The following is an 18,806-nucleotide window of genomic DNA, read 5'->3' on the forward strand; positions in this document are numbered from 1 at the left end:
TCGGCAAGCGCGTTTGTCGGACTACTTTTTCACCGGGTCAGCAGATCGCGGATCACCACGGCTGACCTTGCCGCGCGGCAGTTTCTAAGGCAACATCAGCACTCGCCCAGCCACTTGTATTGATTGCAACCATGAACCTGCCCTCCCACCAGCTCAGCATGACAGTGCTGATGACGCCCGACACGGCCAATTTCTCCGGCAACGTCCACGGCGGCACCATCCTGAAACTGCTCGACCAGGCAGCCTACGCCTGCGCCAGCCGCTATGCCGGGCGCTACGTGGTGACGATGAGCGTCGACCAGGTGACCTTCCGCCAGCCGATCCATGTCGGTGAACTGGTGACCTTCCTGGCCGCAGTGAACTTTACTGGCCGCAGCTCGATGGAAATCGGCATCAAGGTGATTGCCGAGGACATCCGCAGCAAGGCCGTGCGCCATGTGAACAGCTGCTTTTTCACGATGGTGGCAGTGGGCGACGACAAGAAGCCGGCTTCGATCCCGCCGCTGGTCCCGTCGACGCCGGATGAAGTGCGCCGCTTCGAGGAAGCCAAGGGGCGCCGCGACCTGCGCCTTGCACTCGAGCGGGATCATGCGCGGCGCATCAGCAGCAAGGGTTGAGGATCGGCGCGGGAGGATTGTCTGCTTGCCACAAACGCTGCTATAATTGCGCGCTCTTGGCCTGGTAGCTCAGTTGGTAGAGCAGAGGATTGAAAATCCTTGTGTCGGTGGTTCGATTCCGCCCCGGGCCACCAAGAATATCGTTCACGCAACGCCCACTCATGCAAGTGGGCGTTGTTGTTTCTGGGATCCGCATTCCTTGTAAGCGGTCTATCTTCAGCTAAATCCTAACTACAGAGCAAACGTCCAGTCGTCCGATGATTCCTTCATCGCCTTTGAGTCGCGGCGTCCATATAAGATGATCAAATTGTCTCGACGTCCCGCTGTCGATTCCCCGCTCTGACGTGCGCCAATATTTACTAGATAGATAAACGCCACAAATATATCAAAGGCAACCATGCTATATTTACATCTCGCAATCTTTTGATAAATCTTTGAGGATTCTTCGTGTAAACCTATGTCGACACTACTGACTACAGAGTCCTTAGAAGCGAAGCAAACGCGCCTATGCCAAGCCGTCGAGGCGTATAGGGCAGGTACCGAAATAGTCATCGAAGAAGCTGACGCTATGGAAGCATCTCTTGAGACCGAGGATCATGTCGGATATGTATACATGGTGCGCCATACGCCAACTTGGGACGATGAAACCTATGAGTACGTCGGCGAGACTGCACTCCATATCCAAGTACGCCTAGACCTGCACTACAATGCGGCCTTCTGCCAGAAAACGCAGAAGGCTGGTTTAACTGTCGGCGGACTTCACCATGCCATGATGCGGGAGTACCAAGCAGATGCTGAAAACTACAGGTCGCACTTCACTATCGATCTGATTCGCACTACTACCGGCCCGCAGGCACGGAAAGTTGCAGAAGTAGAAGAAGTTTCCAAACTCAAGGCGCGTACTACCAGGCATTACAACTTGGCCGATGGCGGCGGCAACCGGCCTCCGCATTTGCGACATGGGCAACCAGTTACCCTGGTTATTGGTGCGGAAGTTTTTCATTTTTCATCGAAAACCGCTGTTTGGACTGCTCTAGATGACGCTAACTGCCCATATCACAAGAAGCTCTTAAGACGCAGAGGCCCGGTCACTGTCAAAGCTCGATCCCGCTGGCTGCTGATCGAGAAGGTAGGAGGTAGTAATGCGCAGATGCTTGGGCTTGAGCAGTTGTCACCAGTTTCCCATGCAAAGACAACACCAAAAAGGGTTGCAGGGCAGGCACCGAAAGATATCTGGCAGCGGTTTCACCCGGGATCGCCGTATACCCCACGGGGTGATTTGCGCAATCAGCTTGAACTCCAAGCAAAGTCAGCTGGTATTGCTAATGAGCTTTTGGCAACGCGCACATTGCGTGCCCGCTATAGTGCCGGTATCAGCACGCTCCAGGAAGCGTGGAATCTTCTCTTGGAAGCGCCGCAAAATCCAACGCAAATCGAAATCGAGTTGCCTGGGATGGGGCCAGAATCTCGGACGTTGTTTGAATGGGGTAAGTTTATTGAGCAGTCCTACACTGGCCCGAAGGCTCTGACAATCAGCGCCCATCACATCCAGACTAACTTGCGCAATGCGCTAAAATATCCCAAGACCTTGACAAACGATAGGAAATTGCATGCCTTAGGACTGAAGGTGTTGGCCAGAAGCCGCCGGGCGAAACGCGAGATATTTAATACGAAGGCGCCAACGCCAAGGCACTTCGTCCCAGCAGAGTTCACGAACCCGTTGACTGGAGTAACGGAGCAGTTCGAATCAACAGCTGCGATGTGTGAAAAGTATGGGGTCAATCCGGTGGTTTATTACAGCAGGCGAAAAGATGGCTGGCGCGATGCCGAAGCGTTATACGTGGTAAAGCGCAAACCATTCGTTCGTGCTCGTAAAGATCAACGAGCAGCCTACGAAGCTTGGATTGCCGAACTGTCCTCGCTTGAGCATGCGGCGCTGAACAGAGAAGGTTACTTGTAAGAAGAATCGAAAAATCTTTATTTTTAGAAAACCCGCTACGGTGAATATGCGAGGCGAAGATTAAAAATCCTCGTGTCGGTGGTTCGATCCCGCCCCGAGCCACCAAGAATATTTTTGAGCCAAAGCCCACTCATGCAAGTGGGCGTTCTCGTTTTTGGAGTTGGCAGCTCTCAGCTCTAACCGATTTCGGTATGCCAGCATGGCTCTCGAACATAGGCAACTACTCGAATTGCTGCCGTCCTTGTTGACCTTTAATTCCCCGCTGAAGAGTCTGGAAAATTTCCGTAATTCTATTAGCAGCGAATCGAGGTGGCACTTGAATATTGCATGAACACAGTATCAACAAGCGCAAAAATAATGAGGTCCGTATGTCAGGTGATTAAATTCTACCCCGTGCCATCAAAAAGTGCTTAGAAAAAGCGCCCACTCATGCAGTTTTTTTCACTTCCCGTGTATAAGCTCCTACGGCTTGCTCGCTGTGAAGTGCACGAATATCACCGCTCTGCAGCAACTGTCTAAATCGTCCATTGATTCGATCTCGCCCATATCCCGCACCCGGTCTGTCGCAACGATGCTTCTTAACCGAAAAGGAATCATACCGCGAGCACAAAGTGCCTGAAACCGGACCTCGCCTCACGGCTGTCTTAGCCAAACGGGAATTCAGAATTAGAGCCAAAGTGCAAGGCCCAGCGCATTACTTTGGCCAAAGAACTGGGTGCTGCTGCACACTACCGAACACAGGCTCGACGACTTTGAGTGGCCCCAAAAATGCATTCCATTTTGTAGTCACTGAAAACGCACGTTCAAAGAAAATTTTAGAGTTGCGTCAGCCATGTTGAAATCGCAATCATAAAAAACACCGTAAACCAGAAAAATGTATTGTTCCGGTCGATTTTCGCCAAAAAGCGCGCGGCCTGTATTGGGAACACTACTGCAAAAACAGAAATCAGAAATACAGGGACTGTGACGGCCCAAGTGACGACGTAGTAAACGCTAAAAGTGGCAAGAAATATTAGAGAAATAGCACCGCCGATAGCAAGTGGGCTTGACACCTCCGGAATGCTGAAGTGAAGCGTTGCCGCTAGCTGCACAAACGGAAGAGATAGTATTTTCGCAAATGGCGTACGAAAAATTAGATCAAAAATACCTAAGATAAGTGGGCCAAAAATTATCAGCGCATTTTCTCTCAAAAACTCCACAACGGTATTTTTGTGATCGATAACCCACTTTATGGAGAACCAACCCATAAAGAAAAAAGAAAACCCCCAGAATAGAGGAAAAATTGTCTTTGGGTGTGACTGAGAAAATCGTTGAACAAAAAAAAGACAGGCGAACAGAAATACGCTTCCCCACCCATAGAATTTACGAAGAAACTGAAGTCCGTTCTTGATTGTGGTGTCTTCAAGTCGGTTATTCAGTTTTGAGTAATGTCCTTCGATTGCAGATAAAAATTCATCAATCTTTGGATTCCTTCTGGCTTTTTCGCCAACCCAATAAACACTGATTAGAACGACTAGAAGAGTCAGAGCAATCTTTAGCATAAAAATTAATCGGTTAAATTATAGTGGACACTATGTTGGCATTCATAAATTTTAACATGCCGCCCCATAAAAATTCGAATGAGCCAACTGCCAAACGATTTATTGGAGTTGGCAGTTAGCATTAGAGCGAGATTCCCATAACGTTCTAGTGATCCGTCGTTCGACTGGATCATTGAGTGGCGCGGCAAAACGCGCTGCTATTCGATACGATAACGGTCGTTCATACATTAGCACAATAACGCTGCGCTGGGCTGGACTGGGCAGTACCCGCAACGCTTTCATCCAACCTGGTTAGCCTCAGCAAGATGCTTACGTGGAGCGCTACATCAGGACGGTTCGCCACGATTGGTTTGCCCATCATCTGTTCGAAATGCTCGACGAAGTCCAGAACTTTGCTACTCGCTTTGTGAAGCAACAATAACAGTAAACATTGCCCTCGACGGTATCACAAAAAAACAGACACTGGTACTCTCCGCATAATCTGTGCTCTCAGCGTACTCAAATATGGATTGCCGGGACTTTGATGTTTGTAAGGGGAATACGGTATGGGCCAGCAGAACAGTTGGGCGATGTGCCAACGTGTCTGCCCGCGTGTTGTATCAGCGACGCTCCATGGCGAACCAGCAGGCTGTAAGAGAGCCTCGGCCCAGCAAACTGCTGGTGTGGTGACAGATGCGACGCGACGCGGAGATCGAAAATCCTTGTGTCGGCAGTTCGATTCTGCCAAAGCCACTAAGAACAGTGCTTACCTAACGCCCACTCATGAAACTGGACGTTTTTTTCTTACTGTCGAATTCTCCGTGTCCGGTCTATTTTCGGTTGACCTCTTTCTGCTGGGAGTGACTTGACATTCAGGACTCGGTCTAGTCCGGCATCCTGCCAATCTTTTCCAACAGAAAATCGATAAAAATCCTGATCTTTAGGGTAAGGAAATTCGATTTCGGCTAGACGAGCCAAACGGCTGTCTGCCCGTCGACCTTGAAGTCGGGCAGGACACGCACCAGTGAGACATGGCTAATTTCCTTGCGAATGATCCGTAGCACATGCATGGAAATACCTGCCCCTCCGGTGGTGGGGCTCCATGCTTGGCATGAAGATGGTGAGAGAAGGCTTTAGTGTGGCGGGAGGCGATATCGACATTGAGACGGCAAACCACGTTTGGGCGGCGTGCTCAGAAGAATTCGCAGTGGCTTTCGGCCCCTATTTCGGTAACGACACGGGGCGCTTTCCTCGCCACATGTCGCTGCGCTGGATCTGCAAAACCCTTAGGAAATCATCCGAGTTTTCGCGGCGACGCTAGCCGCAAAGGTCCTACCGCATAGACTAGACCAAGCGGGCTTTCTGGCATCCGCTATCTTTGTGTCAGACGCAAGAAATAATTTCCCTGACCAGTTCCCAAGAGAAACAAATATGCTATCGTGAAATTTCAATGTCACCCCATCGCGCGACCGTCAACCTGTCGCAGCGGCGATGTTCCGTTGGAGAATCGTCATGAGCGAGTTATCGTCTTTTTTTCAAGCAGTAAAGTTGCCCGTCATTTCAGAAGTCGCCCACGCGTTGATCAAAACGCTCGATGACGAGGATGCGTCGGCTACCCAAATCAGCGCGATCATCGCGCGCGACCCTGCCCTCACCGCCAAACTGATGCGCCTGGCCAATAGCGCCCGCTTCGGCGCCGCGCGTGGTGTAACGTCACTCGACGACGCCATCGCGATGGCGGGCCTTGGGCACGTACGCACCCTGGCCCTGGCTGCCTGCTTCGCCGAAACCTTCCCGGACCTGCCGGGCCTCGACAGCGACGAGTTCTGGAAAAGCAGCATGGCCTGCGCCGGCTACGCCAAGTGGCTGGCCGTCTGCCTGGGCGACGATGCCCAGGATGCCTGGCTCGCAGGCATGATGATGCGGCTTGGCGAACTGCTGATCTACCAGGCGGCGCCGACAACCTTTGCCGAGATTGAGGCGCAACCCCACCTGCCGGGCGGCCGGTGGGAACGCGAAACACGCCTGCTGGGCTTTTCGGAGGGGCACATTACCGCCGAACTTTGTCGTCGCTGGAATTTCCCGGTCGTCATCGTGAACGCATTAGAAAGCGCATCCGATCCAATGGCCGCCCACCCGTTCAGCAAACTCGGGGCAATCATCCACCTGGCCAGCCTGCTGGCCGACACGCCGAGCGACGATCCGGCCATTCTCGAGGGCTTGCCGCAAGACGTCGTCACCGCGTTACAGCTGAACCGCGAGTGGATGCACAAAAAGTTTCCATCTCACGCATCCTTCTCGGCCGCGCCATGAATCGCCGGGTCTGGCAAATCGATCGTGGGGGAGACAGCGCGATTCAGGTTGGCGTGTTTCATACCCACGCCGGTTTCGCAGGGTTACTCCCTTGTCACCTCAGCGCCGGATAGGTATAGGTCGAGCCGATACCGAGCGGGATATCCAGCGCCCAGAAGCCGAGCAGGAACATGGTCCAGAGCGTTAGCAATGCCAGCGAGTACGGCAGCATCAGGGCAATCAGCGTGCCGATGCCGGTCGATTGCACATACTTACGGCAGAAGACAATGATCAGCGGGAAGTATGGCAGCAGTGGCGTGATGATGTTGGTCGAGGAATCGCCCACGCGGTAGGCGGCTTGCGTCATGTCCGGCGACACACCCAGTTCCATCAGCATCGGCACCATCACGGCCCCGATCAAGGCCCATTTGGCCGACGCCGAACCAACGAACAGGTTGACCATGCCTGTCAGCAGGACGATGCCTGTCAGCGTCACGCCCATCGGAAAGGCCATTTCCTTGAGCCACAATGCCCCCTTGATGGCGACCAGCGCGCCCAGATTCGACTGACCGAAGGCATGGATGAACTGCGCACAGAAGAAGGCCATGACGATGTAGTAACCCATGCCGCTCATGGCGTGGCTCATCCCCTTGACGATGTCGCGGTGGCTCTTCGCGGTGCCGGCGACGTAGCCATAGACCACGCCAGGGATAAGGAAGAACATGAAAATGAGCGCAACGATCGACTGCATCAGTGGCGCCGACGAGTGGGTCAGTTCGCGCGTATCCGGGGAGCGCCATGCCGAACCTTCCGGCATGAATGAGAACACCAGCAGCGCCAGGCTGGCCAGCATCGCAATACCGGCCCAGCGCAGCCCTTTGATCTCATTGGCCTGCAAGGCATCCATCTTCGGCAGGCCGGCAGGATCGCCGTCGACCGGCGTCGTCTTGTTCAGGCGTGGCTCGATGACCTTGTCGGTCAGGAACCAGCCAATCAGCACCACGAGGAGCGTCGAGGCCGACGTGAAATAGTAGTTGTTGAGAGGGTTGATCACGAGCGCAGCAGCGGCCGGGTCGGACGACAGGCGCGCGGCCACTTGCGTCAGCCCGGCCAGTAGCGGATCCAGGCTCGATGGAACGAAGAAGGTAGCGGAAAAGCCGCCAGAGACGCCGGCGAAGGCCGCCGCAATACCGGCCAACGGATGGCGGCCCGCTGCATAGAAAATCACCGCGCCCAGCGGGATGACGAGTACATAACCGGCATCGACGGCGACATGACTGAGCACGCCGACAGCAACCAGGACCGGGGTCAGCAATACTCTCGGCGTAATCGCCAGGATCTTGCGCAGGCCGGCGTTGATGAAGCCGGTATATTCCGCCACACCCAACCCCAGCATCGCCACCAGAACCACGCCCAGTGGCGGGAAGGTGACGAAGATATTGACCATCTTCGCTGTGAAGTCGGTCAGGGCTGCAGGCGCCAGCAGGTTCTTGACCTGGATTGCCTGGCCAGTGCGTGGATCGATCTCGTTGAAGACCAGGCCGGACATGGCCCAGGACAAGGCCCATACCAGGGTCAGCAGCAGTGCGAACAAAATCGCCGGATCGGGCAGCTTGTTGCCAGCCACCTCGATGACACTCAAAATACGGTTCAACCCACCCGGTTTCTGGGCAGTTATCTGTTTATTCATCGTGGCCCTTAACTGACAGAAATGCCCTGTCGATAATTCGATTCACAGAAGCAGCAGCAAGCAAGCGGGACGGTGCCAGAACAAAGCCTGCCCGTTTTGCATCCCCGACCTATGTTACGCATAAGCTGGACGAAGGAAAAGCACTCTAGCCGCCGCGGCACGGTCGTAACGGGCGGGCGGCTTTGTCAGTATGTATCGCGCAAGTGTATGCTCTTGCCATGCCTACTGTCCCAGGAAGGTGCGCCATGACTGCCCCCACCCAACCATCCCGCCGCGCAGCCCGGCCAGGGCGCACACGACAGCTGATCGGCCTTGCCTGCGTCCTGGGGCTGTCGCTGGCGCTGCTGCCCGCAGCCAGCCACGCGGTCGAAGAACCCGCCTACACCATTGTGCGGTCCTACCCCGCGTTCGAGATTCGCCAGTACGCGGCCTACACCGTTGCCGAGGTGGTGATGCCGCCGCCCGCCGATGATGCGGGGAACCGCGCCTTTCCCATTTTGGCTGGCTACATCTTTGGCAAGAACAAGGGCGAACGCAAGCTTGCCATGACCGCCCCGGTGACCCAGGCGCCGGTCCCGGCCAAGCTGGACATGACGGCGCCCGTGACCCAGAGCACGGGTCCCGATGGCATCCTGGTGCAGTTCGTCCTGCCCAGGGATATCAATATGGACAATGCACCGCTGCCGCTCGATCCGCGCATCAGGCTGCGCGAAGTGCCGCCCGCACAGGTCGCGGTGCTCCGGTATTCCGGCTTCTGGTCGCAAGCCAATTACGACAAGCACCTGGCCGAACTCCAGGCGGCGCTGCGTGCGGCCAATATTCGCTGGACGAGCGAACCGGTGCTGTCGCGCTACAACAGCCCGATGACGCCATGGTTCATGCGGCGCAACGAGATCTGGCTGAAACTCGACTGAACGGCGCCGCGCCAGCGCCTGTTACCGGCGCGCGGGCATGCGCCTCCATTTGACCAGGCCGGCAACAGTGAACACCAGCGCCAGGCCGAGCAGCATGGCAAGCTCCATGCGCACCTCGTGCAGCGAGGCGCCCATCTGGTTGGTGGCGACGAAGCCCTGGATCGCCGCAGTCGACGGCAACAGCGCGCCGAGTGCGCGCAACGGCAGCGGGATGGCGCTTGCCGGCCAGGTCAGGCCCGACAGGAACATGATGGGCAATGAGGTGGCAACCAGCAGTTGCATGCTGCGCTCGCGGGTGCGGAAGAACATGCCGATCAACATGCCCAATGCCGCCACGCTATAGGCGAACAGCAGGGTCAACATCGCCGTGCCGACCAGGTTGCCGCCGCGCGGATAATCCTGCCACCAGAAGACGAAGCCGAAAAAGTACAGCGCATTGAGCACCACGACCAGCGCGAATGCACTCAGGGCGCCGCAATACGAGGCCGTGTCCTGCCCGTAAGGGAAGGATTTGTCGCTCGACCAGCTGCCGAACAACAGCCCGATCCCGAGCAAAAAGGTTTGCTGCATGACCAGCACCATGACCCCAGGCACGACATACGAGGCATAGCCTTCGCGCACATTGAACAGGGGCAGCGCCTCGACGGCCAGCGGCTGGCGCGCCGCCTCGGCCTGCATGCCGGACGGGGTCGCCGCGCCCAGGCGCTTGAGCTCGATACCGGCGGACACCGTGCCGGCGACCTCGGCCAGGCCGTTCAGGACTACCTTGTTCAGCAAAGGATAGGAACCGTGGCCGCTGACCTCCACTTCGGGCGGCATGCCGGCCAGCACCTTGCGGCTGAAGTCGGCGGGAATGAACATCGCGCCTGCAGCCTTGCCCTGCCAGATCAGCGCCTGCGCATCTTCGGGCCGCGTGCTGACGCCGGCCACGACCAGGCCAGGGTGCGCCCCGGCATAGCGGATCAGCTGGCGCGACAGGGCCGACTGGTCCTGGTCGACCACTGCGACCGGCACCCGGCGCACCGTCTCGGTGCTATAGGGCAGCGGGTAGAAAAACGAATAGATGATGCCGGAAATGAAAAACAGCAGCAGCGCCGCCTTGTCCCGCAGGATGGCTTGCCAGGTCAGCATGAACGCGCCCCAGGCGCGGCGCGGGGCGCTCATTGCTTGCCCCAGGTGGCAGGCTGGTGCATGCGACGCGCCAGGCGCAGCCAGGCAGCTACGCCCAGGCCGAGCGTAAAGGCCAGCAGGATCGCCAGGTGTGCCAGGTTGTAGCGCAGCGGCGCGCCTCCTGTCCAGGTGTTGTTCAGCATGTGCAGATAGTGTGTCAGCGGCAGGGATTCGGCCCAGATGCGCGCGCTCAGCGGCATCGACAGCAGCGGAAAGCCCTGGCCGGCGAACGCGAACGCGGGCGCCGTGATGAAGGCGCTGGCCGACAGCGCCGCGCGCAGCGATGAGGTGAAGACGGCGATCGCCGCGCCAAGCGCAAGGCAGGCCGTGATGAAGAGAGCCGTGCCTGCCAGCATGGCCGTGGCGCTCCCCTGCACCGGCCAGCGCAGCATGACGCCGAACAAGACGAACAGCAACAGCGCATGCACGGCGAAGCAGGCACAGGGAATGAGCAATTTTCCTAGCAGGGCCGTAGCAGGCTTGCCGTGGGCGGCGGCCAGCCATTCGGCCACCGTGGCGGCGCGAAATTCGCGGCCAATCGCCGTCACCGCCGCCAGCGTCACGAACATATGCAATAGCGTAAAGGCCACCGGCAGCGCAAGCGACGGGATGTAGCTGCCGTTTTCATTGAACAGCGTGCTGATGCGGGTCTGCACCGGCTCGATCTGCACGCCGGCCTGGCCGGGACCGGCGCCGCGGCGCGCGCGCGCTTGCAGTTCGATGCCCGCCGACAGGGTTGTCACCACGGCGCGCACGTCACGCGTCATGCTGCCCGAATGGGCCGAAAACTGGGCGTTATAGGCCCACTGGAGCTTGGCACCGCGGCCCGCAAGCACCGATTCCTGCAGATCTGCAGGAATCGACACCAGGCCGAATGCCTCGCGCGCGCTGATCAGGCGCAACGCCTCGGCCTCGTTGTCTGCGACGAGCACCACGTTCAGTCCGGGCGAGGCGTCGAGCATGCGGATGAGGTTGCGCGAGACGGCGCTGTGGTCGCGGTCATGCACCACCAGCGGCAGGTCGCGCGCCACGCCGGCCGAGAAGATCCACCATGTCAGCAGATAGAGCGCGAGCGGGATCGCGCCCAGCATGGCGATGTCCCACGGATCGGCGCGCAGGCGCGCCCATTCGCGCCGCAAGGACGATGCGATGGCGTTGCCGGATCGGGTCATCGGTTGGGCTCAGTGATCGAACACGACCGTCATTCCCGGGCGCAGTCCGGGCACCGGGGCAGTCGGGCGCAGCCTGACCTCGAAGGTACGCAGATCGGTGCCGCCCGGGCGCGCCGCGCGCCATGTGGCGAAGGCCGGCAAGGCGGACACCGTGGTGACCTTGAACTGGACCCGTGTATTGAGCGCGGGGATGGTGGCCTGATGCACCGAACCCTGCGCATACGCCTTGAATGCATCTTCGCGCACGGCAACCACGGCCCATACATCGGCCAGGTCGACCAGGGTAATGACGGGAAAGCCCTGCGGCGCCAGCTCACCGGGCTGGATCGCGAGCTTGGTCACCTCGCCTGCGGCGGGCGCCGTGATGCGCGTCTCGTCGAGGGCGGCGCCTGCTTCGTCCGCCACGCCGGCCACCTGCCGCGCCTGCGCCTCGGCGGCCTGGCGGTCTTCGGTGCGGGCGCCCTGGCGCGCCAGCGCGTACTGGGCCCGGGCGGCGGTGGCCAGCTCGCTCGCCGAGCGCGCCTGGGCTTCGGCGTCGTCGCGTTTCTGGCGCGCGACGACACCTTCGGCATACATCGCCCCGATACGCTCGAACGTGACCCTGGCGAGCCTGGCGCCCGCCTCGGCGCGCTCCCAGTTGGCGCGCGCGGCGACGATTTCTTCGGGCCGCGCGCCGGCCTGCACCTTCTGGCTGGTCGCGCGCGCCGCATCGCGGGCGGCTTCGGCCTGCGCCACCTTGGCCCGCACTTCGGGGCTGTCGAGCTCGAACAGCAGATCGCCGCGGGCGACACGCTGGCCCAGCTGCACATGGACCTGGCCAACCCGCCCCGGCACCTTCGAGGCCACATTGATTTCCTGCGCCTCGATCTGGCCCTGGAGCGGATCGCGGACCGGCTGGAAGGCCAGGTACAGGCCCCAGCCAAGCAGGGCGAGAATGACGATGCCGGTGCCGCCGGCAAGCAGGCCTTTGGTGGAAGGTTTTGCCATGGTACTTATTCTTTCGTGAGGTCGACGATGTGCGTGGCGGTCCGGGACAGCGCGCTCAGGCGCTCAGGCTCGCCGCTGGTGCCGAGCAATTTGGCCAGCGCCATGACGTAGTCGTAGCCGGCCTGGGCGCGCTCGAGGGACGTTTTGGTGTAGTTGAGCGACGCATCGGCGACATCGGTCGACGTGGCCTGCCCGTTCTGGAACCCCACCTGCGCCAGGCGCTGCGTCTCGGCCGCCAGCTCGATTGCGGACCCCATCGCCAGGTAGCGCTGGCGGGCATCCTCCATGGTGCGCCACTGGCTTTCAGCCAGGGTCGGGATATCGCGCCCGGCCTGCTCTGCCGCGACCTCGACGCGCTGCTGCTCGAGCCGGGCGGCGGCGGTCATTTTTGCGCGGTCGATGCGCTCGACCAGCGGGACGCTGACCGACACCCCGACCAGCCAGTTGGCGCGGCTGGAGCTGCCACGGTTGAGGTTATAGTTGGCGATCCCGATGACGGTCGGGCTGAATTCCCGGCCCTGCAGTTGCAGGGCGCCGTCCGCCTGTTTGCGCTTGCCTGCAATTTGTTTCCAGGCCGCGTTCGACGCCATGGCCGCATCGATGAACGAGGCCAGCGAGCCCGGCGACTCCGCATGCACGAACAGCGGCGTGGTCGGCGTGACGGCGCCGTGCGCGTCAAGCAGGCGGCGCAGCGCGAGCTGCGCGATCTCGAGGTCGCTGCCCGCCTTGGCCGCTTCCCTGACCGCATTGTCGACGGCGACATCGGCTTTCAGGCGCTCGACCTTTGCGATCAGCCCGCTACGCTCCATCTTGCGCGCCATGCGCTGGTGTTCTTTGGCAAGCTCTGCCGCCGAGCTGCGCAACTGGCTGGCCTTGGCGGCAAGTTGCACTGTGAAATAGCGCTGCGCCAGCTGGATCGACGCATCGTCCACGGCCGCCTGCACGCTCGCGTGGGCTTCGTCCGCGCGGCCGGCTGCGATCTGCTTGACCGCATCGAGGCGCCCGCCCGTGTAGAGCGGCCATACCGTGTTCAGGCCGAGCGAATGCACGTTGAACACGCGGTCGACATTGATGGCCGGCGGGATCTCCGGCAGGTTCAGGGCTGGCAGCGGCGGCAGCGAGTCGAGCACCGGGTTGGCCAGTTGCGTAATGGCGCCAGTGTCGACGCTGAGGGTGGTCGAGACCCGCCCGGCAAAGCCGGACAGACGCACATCCGGGCCATCGATGCGGCGCAGCGCCTCGGCCTGCAATTGCCTGGCCTGGAAATCGAGCCGGGCGCCATTCACCGCACCCGCACTGGTTTGCATCCGGCGCAGCGCCTCGGCATAGTCGATACCAGTATCGGCCCGCGCGGGCAGGGTCAGCGCCACAAGCGCGGCGGCTGCGATTGCCCCGGGCAAAATAGCCTTCACTTTCATGCATTGCTCCGGTGTTCAGTCGTCGATCCGCCCTCGTCGGGGCGGATGCTGTTGCTGGTCATGCATCTTGCATGACTGGCATCATGGACGTAATGATAACGCCTCAAGCGTATTGACGGCTACCTGCTTGCGTTCACCGTTCAGGCTGGCGATTATCCTAACGGACGCAGTCGTTATGCACGCTGCGGTACGCTTGCAGCCTACGCACACCCGTGCGATGGGAGATCGACCATGCATCACATTCGCTGCGGCACCGGCAAACCATTGCTTCTGATTCATGGCCTCGGTGGTCATTGGCAGAGCTGGAATCCCATCCTGGCCGATCTCGCGACCCGGCGTGAAGTCATCGCGGTGGACCTGCCCGGCTTTGGCCAGACGCCAAAGCTGGCCGGCGAAACCTCGATCCGCACGCTGGCGGATGAAACTGCGGCCTTCCTCCATGCCCAGGGCTTGACCGGCATCGACGCAGTCGGCAGCTCGATGGGCGCGCGACTGGTGCTGGAATTGGCGCGCCGCGGTGGCGTCGTTGGGGGCGTGGTGGCGCTCAATCCAGGCGGGTTCTGGCAGGGATGGGAGCGTCATGCATTCTTCAGCTCGATTTACTTGTCGATCCGGCTGCTGCGGCTGCTGCGCCCCGTGTTGCCGGCGGTCTGCGCCAACCCGATTGGCCGCGCGCTGTTGCTGGCGCAATTTTCTTCCCGGCCAACGAAGTTGGCGCCGGACATCGTGACCGATGAATTGTGCAGCTATGTGGCCTCGCCGGTGTTTGACGAAATGCTCGCTCAGCTCGCGTATGGCGAGGAGCAGCAAGGCGCGCCCCGCAACAGCATCACGCAGCCGCTCGTCATTGGTTGGGGACGACGTGACCGGGTCTGTTTCCCATGGCAGGCGAAGCGGGCACTGGCCTTGTTTCCGGATGCGCAACTGCACTGGTTTGATCGCTGTGGCCATTTCCCGCATTGGGATGCACCGGCGGAAGCCGCGCAGCTGATTCTGAGCGCACTGGCCGGCACGCACGCCACTGCTGCTGCCGGACTTGCTTATGCGGGCGATGGGCCCCATCTTGAACAATCCCTGAGTCTGCAACTGCCCGCCCGCTGATGTTTACGGCACGACACGTCGATGTGTCAATCAGCGTCATCCGCGCCGTTGCCGGGCTCCGTTGAATGCAGCAGTGCTGGTGGGCTGCAACGCTGTCATTTGCCAAAAACAGGGCAGGTGCGACGGCGAATGCATCAACGTGGGAAGATAGACGTTATCGACTCATGACTCATCCAAGCAAAGGACATCAATGACACAACAAACTGAAACCGCGATCCTGGCCGGAGGTTGCTTCTGGGGCATGGAAGATCTGCTGCGCCGCATGCCTGGCGTGCTGTCCACGCGCGTCGGCTACACCGGCGGCGACGTACCCAACGCGACCTACCGCAACCATGGCACGCACGCGGAAGCGCTCGAACTGGTGTTCGATCCAAGCCAGATCAGCTATCGCCGGATTCTCGAATTTTTCTTCCAGATCCACGATCCGACTACCCCGAACCGCCAGGGCAATGACCGCGGCATGAGCTATCGCTCCGCCATCTATTATCTCGACGATGCACAAAAGCAGATGGCCGAGCAGACCATTGCCGACGTCGACGCATCCGGCCTCTGGCCCGGCAAAGCTGTTACCGAGATCGCTGCAGCAGGGCCTTTCTGGGAAGCCGAACCGGAACACCAGGATTATCTGGAGCGCATTCCGAACGGATACACCTGCCACTTCATCCGCCCGGACTGGAAGCTGCCCTCGCGCCAGGAATCGACGTAATCCCGGTACCGCCCGGGCATGGAGTTGCCAGACGAGGATGCAATATCCTCGGGTCGGTAACTCCATGGAAAAGCTGATGTAGCGACGTCAAGTTACACCGTATCCGCTTGATCCCGACCATCGGTTGCACGCTGAAGCGGAACTCCAACAGATGAACTTCAGTCCAAAAAGGACGTTCATTCCGGAGGTGCAACCATGAGATCTGTCTTGAAGTGGCTGGGTGCGTTGAGTTTGGCGGTTCTTCTGTCGTCCTGTGGAAGCAGTGACGACGATCTCGGCAATGTGGCCGAGGTCGCTCAAAAAAATGGTTTCACAGCATTGCTGGCGGCAGTGGACAAGGCAGGCATTGCCAGTACATTGACCGCCGCAAATGCCGACCTGACGGTTCTGGCCCCCACCGATGCGGCCTTCGGCGCACTGGCGACACAGCTCGGCTTTGCCAACGCCGGCGCCATGGTGGCAGCCCTGCCAGCGGCCGACTTGGGCAAGATACTGCGCTACCACGTAATCCCCGGCGCCAGATCCTCGGCGGCGCTAAGCACTGCCGGCGCAACCCTGGCGACAGCCTACGTCTTCGACGGCGCAGCTGCCCGGCTCGCACTGAACACGTCATCCGGCGTGGCATTCACCGACGCCGTCCTGGCCAGGGCCAGCGTGACGACGGCCAATGTGTACGCCGACAACGGCATCATCCACGGGATCGACAAGGTCCTGATACCACCCGGCGTGCTCAATGTCGTGCAGATGGCCCAGACCAATCCGGCATCTTTCAGCTCGCTCGTCGGCGCAGTCGTGGCAACCGGTCTGGCACCTGCGCTCAGTGCAAGCGGCCCCTTTACGGTCTTCGCACCCAACAATGCCGCATTCGCCTCGGCGCCCACGGGCCTGACAAGGTCACAGCTCACGTCGGTCCTGACCTACCACGTGTTGCCGGCACAGGTCCTGTCTACTGCCATACCGTTTGGCACGCCGGTGGCCACGCTGGCGACGACAGCCCTCGACGGGTCAACGGTCGCGGCCCAGACCATCACGATCAACCGCAATCTGACGATCACCGACACCACGACGGTGCCGGCCAGCATCCTGGTAACGGACGTCCGCGCCAGCAACGGCGTCATTCATGTCATCGGAAAGGTGTTGATTCCTAGATAGGTGCACGTCCAGCCATGGCAGCGCTGCAGCGGCTAGTCCAGGACCGGGCGCAGACCAATCAAGCAATACAGACTAAGCGGCGTGCCTGTACTGACGCTGCCGGCTGCCAGCGTCCATGACGTTGACGACACCCTTGCGCCCGGCGATACTCGTTGCTCTTCGACCAATGCAATGCACACTGCATGCCTGTCATCGGTCCCTGACGCGAATAACCTGGAGCGCGCATGCCGCCTGTTTCTGCTGCCATGATTACCAACGATGCCGTCGTCTTCGGCATGCTTGCCGCCATACTCGGCACCGTCCTGTGGACCGCAGCGCGTCCGGACGGTTTCTGGAAAAAGTTCTACAGCTATGTACCCGCCCTGCTGCTGTGCTATTTGCTGCCTTCGCTGCTGAACACGCTTGGCGTCATCGATGGCGCGGCCTCAAGCCTCTACCCGATGGCACGCGACTATCTGCTGCCCAGTTCTCTCGTGCTGCTGTGCGTGGCAATCGACTTCAAGGCGATCGTGCGGCTCGGTCCCAAAGCGATCATCATGTTCCTGACTGGCACGGTCGGCGTCATGCTCGGCGCCCTCGTGTCGTTCGAAGCCATGCGCGTGATCCATCCCGAGACGGTGGCCGGCGACACCTGGCGCGGCATGACCACGGTGGCCGGCTCCTGGATTGGCGGCGGCGCCAACCAGGCCGCCATGCGCGAGGTCTTCGATGTGGATGCCACGATGTTCGGCCAGTTCGTCGCGGTCGATGTATTGGTAGGTAATTTGTGGACCGCCGTGTTGCTGTTCCTTGCCAGCCGCGCCCACGTATTCGATCGCTGGACAGGCGCGGACCTCACGGCGCTGAACCGCTTGCGTGACAGCATCGAGCAATACCAGGCGCAGCACGCGCGGATCCCGACCACGGCCGACATCATGGTGATCCTTGCCATCGGCCTGGGCGCGACCGGCCTGTCCCATTTCCTGTCCCAGCCGCTGGTTGCGTGGATCGCATCCCTGCCAGCCGAGTGGCGCCTGCAGGATTACAGCCTGACGTCGGGCTTTTTCTGGATTGTCGTGATCGCTACCACCATCGGTTTGCTGCTCAGCTTTACCAAGGCCCGCACGTTCGAAGGCGCCGGCGCGTCGCGCATCGGGTCAGTGATGCTGTACGTGCTGGTGGCCACGATCGGCATGCAGATGGACCTGAGTGCCCTGGTCGATCGCCCCTGGCTGTTCCTGCTCGGCTTTATCTGGATCGCGTTCCACGGCGGCCTGATGATCCTGATGGCCAAACTGATCCGTGCACCGCTCTTCATGATGGCGGTGGGCTCACAAGCCAATATCGGCGCCGCAGCATCGGCGCCCGTGGTTGCCAGCGCCTTCCACCCGGCGCTCGCGCCGGTCGGCGTGTTGCTCGCCGTGCTGGGCTATGCACTGGGCACCTATGGCGCCTACATCACGGGGATTTCCCTGCGCGCGATTGCTGGCGGGTAAACACGGGCCGCTGGCGCGCGCGGCTTAAGGATGACCTCATTAGCGGGCTGTTAGAATTTGCGACAATCTTTCTCTCTTTATTTGCAGGAGTACTCAAATCCTCGGCTTTCTCGTCAAACTGGCCATCGGCAAGCCAAAACTGGTGCTGGCCCTGGTGGTGGCGCTGCTGGCAGTGTTGGCTGGCACGATCACCTATACCGGCTACCTCGTCATCGGGGTAGTGGCCGGGTATCTCGGCACGGGCCGATTCGTGGCCGGCTTGCTGCTTGGTATTCTGTTTGCCAGGTTTCCTTCGGTTAGCCAGGGCAAGCTGCGCCTCGTTGGCCTGCTGCCCAAGCCTGTCCGCCGGCCACTCATGGTCACCCTGGTCGCACTCTGCCTGCTGCACTTCGTGTGGCAGGGCGACTACGTACCAGCATTGTTCACCGGGTTTGTGACGGCGTTTCTTCTTGCCTTCCCCTGGTTGCGCAAAACCCTGTTCGCTCGGGTGTCTTCGTCGTTCTCCAGGTTCATGCCTGGCCAGCGCCCGCCTGAGCGCAACGACGACATGGTGATCGAGGGTGAGTTCAAGGAGCGCAAGGACTAAGCGGCTGCGCTCCCCCTTGCAAAAGCCGGGAACGCGTTCAGGGTGT

The 18,806-nt window shown here is 60.0% G+C and carries 15 protein-coding genes, 1 tRNA gene and 1 pseudogene; 11 read left to right on the plus strand and 6 right to left on the minus strand.

Features of this window, described 5'->3' with window-relative positions; genetic code table 11:
• Positions 1-131 precede the first annotated feature (131 nt).
• The 3 genes from AC56LV_RS21380 (at position 132) to AC56LV_RS21390 (ending at position 2,577) form a co-directional block, all read left to right on the plus strand.
• A complete protein-coding gene (locus tag AC56LV_RS21380; protein ID WP_499560560.1) occupies positions 132-617 on the plus strand; it encodes an acyl-CoA thioesterase in 486 nt (161 codons plus the stop codon).
• Positions 618-675: 58 nt separating this feature from the next.
• Positions 676-751 (plus strand) — tRNA-Phe (locus AC56LV_RS21385).
• Between the two features lie 434 nt (positions 752-1,185).
• Positions 1,186-2,577, plus strand: coding sequence for a hypothetical protein (locus tag AC56LV_RS21390; RefSeq protein ID WP_499560562.1), 1,392 nt, complete (start codon positions 1,186-1,188; stop codon positions 2,575-2,577).
• Positions 2,578-3,392: 815 nt separating this feature from the next.
• On the opposite strand, the gene AC56LV_RS21395 is transcribed toward AC56LV_RS21390, so the two are convergent.
• Complete coding sequence (locus AC56LV_RS21395) at positions 3,393-4,118, minus strand: hypothetical protein (RefSeq protein ID WP_499560564.1); 726 nt, start codon at positions 4,116-4,118, stop codon at positions 3,393-3,395.
• Positions 4,119-4,425: 307 nt separating this feature from the next.
• Between AC56LV_RS21395 and AC56LV_RS21400 the strand changes: the two are divergent.
• Positions 4,426-4,539, plus strand: a pseudogene (locus AC56LV_RS21400) (integrase core domain-containing protein); the annotation flags it as partial.
• Positions 4,540-5,645: 1,106 nt separating this feature from the next.
• Positions 5,646-6,410, plus strand: coding sequence for an HDOD domain-containing protein (locus AC56LV_RS21405; protein WP_499560566.1), 765 nt, complete (start codon positions 5,646-5,648; stop codon positions 6,408-6,410).
• Between the two features lie 94 nt (positions 6,411-6,504).
• Here AC56LV_RS21405 and AC56LV_RS21410 read toward each other — a convergent pair whose 3' ends face one another.
• Positions 6,505-8,043 (minus strand): AbgT family transporter, encoded by a 1,539-nt coding sequence (locus tag AC56LV_RS21410; RefSeq protein ID WP_499560568.1) that lies wholly within the window; start codon positions 8,041-8,043, stop codon positions 6,505-6,507.
• Between the two features lie 281 nt (positions 8,044-8,324).
• On the opposite strand from AC56LV_RS21410, the gene AC56LV_RS21415 reads away from it, so the two are divergent.
• Positions 8,325-8,993 carry an SOUL family heme-binding protein gene (locus tag AC56LV_RS21415; protein ID WP_499560570.1) on the plus strand — a complete coding sequence of 223 codons (669 nt, stop codon included), beginning with the start codon at positions 8,325-8,327 and terminating at the stop codon, positions 8,991-8,993.
• A gap of 21 nt (positions 8,994-9,014) precedes the next feature.
• On the opposite strand, the gene AC56LV_RS21420 is transcribed toward AC56LV_RS21415, so the two are convergent.
• From AC56LV_RS21420 to AC56LV_RS21435, 4 genes are read right to left on the minus strand one after another with little or no spacing between them, the layout of a single operon-like run.
• The gene (locus AC56LV_RS21420; RefSeq protein ID WP_499560572.1) at positions 9,015-10,157 is read right to left on the minus strand and encodes an ABC transporter permease; all 1,143 of its coding nucleotides are present in this window, start codon (positions 10,155-10,157) and stop codon (positions 9,015-9,017) included.
• Positions 10,154-11,335 carry an ABC transporter permease gene (locus AC56LV_RS21425; protein WP_499560573.1) on the minus strand — a complete coding sequence of 394 codons (1,182 nt, stop codon included), beginning with the start codon at positions 11,333-11,335 and terminating at the stop codon, positions 10,154-10,156. The genes AC56LV_RS21420 and AC56LV_RS21425 overlap by 4 nt, the downstream gene beginning before the upstream one ends.
• A gap of 9 nt (positions 11,336-11,344) precedes the next feature.
• Positions 11,345-12,322, minus strand: coding sequence for an HlyD family secretion protein (locus AC56LV_RS21430; protein WP_499560575.1), 978 nt, complete (start codon positions 12,320-12,322; stop codon positions 11,345-11,347).
• 5 nt (positions 12,323-12,327) lie between these two features.
• Positions 12,328-13,740 carry a TolC family protein gene (locus AC56LV_RS21435; RefSeq protein ID WP_499560577.1) on the minus strand — a complete coding sequence of 471 codons (1,413 nt, stop codon included), beginning with the start codon at positions 13,738-13,740 and terminating at the stop codon, positions 12,328-12,330.
• Between the two features lie 231 nt (positions 13,741-13,971).
• On the opposite strand from AC56LV_RS21435, the gene AC56LV_RS21440 reads away from it, so the two are divergent.
• From AC56LV_RS21440 to AC56LV_RS21460, 5 genes are all read left to right on the plus strand, one after another.
• Positions 13,972-14,841 carry an alpha/beta fold hydrolase gene (locus tag AC56LV_RS21440; RefSeq protein ID WP_499560579.1) on the plus strand — a complete coding sequence of 290 codons (870 nt, stop codon included), beginning with the start codon at positions 13,972-13,974 and terminating at the stop codon, positions 14,839-14,841.
• Positions 14,842-15,031: 190 nt separating this feature from the next.
• Positions 15,032-15,547 (plus strand): peptide-methionine (S)-S-oxide reductase MsrA, encoded by a 516-nt coding sequence (gene msrA, locus AC56LV_RS21445; protein WP_499456643.1) that lies wholly within the window; start codon positions 15,032-15,034, stop codon positions 15,545-15,547.
• Positions 15,548-15,754: 207 nt separating this feature from the next.
• Positions 15,755-16,699: a fasciclin domain-containing protein gene (locus AC56LV_RS21450; RefSeq protein ID WP_499560581.1), complete on the plus strand. Its 945-nt coding sequence runs from the start codon at positions 15,755-15,757 to the stop codon at positions 16,697-16,699.
• 224 nt (positions 16,700-16,923) lie between these two features.
• Positions 16,924-18,174, plus strand: coding sequence for a DUF819 family protein (locus AC56LV_RS21455; RefSeq protein WP_499560583.1), 1,251 nt, complete (start codon positions 16,924-16,926; stop codon positions 18,172-18,174).
• 142 nt (positions 18,175-18,316) lie between these two features.
• Positions 18,317-18,760 carry an FxsA family protein gene (locus tag AC56LV_RS21460; RefSeq protein WP_499560585.1) on the plus strand — a complete coding sequence of 148 codons (444 nt, stop codon included), beginning with the start codon at positions 18,317-18,319 and terminating at the stop codon, positions 18,758-18,760.
• The last annotated feature ends 46 nt before the right edge of the window (positions 18,761-18,806 follow it).

Source organism: Telluria sp. RB2R28 (genome assembly GCF_059685835.1).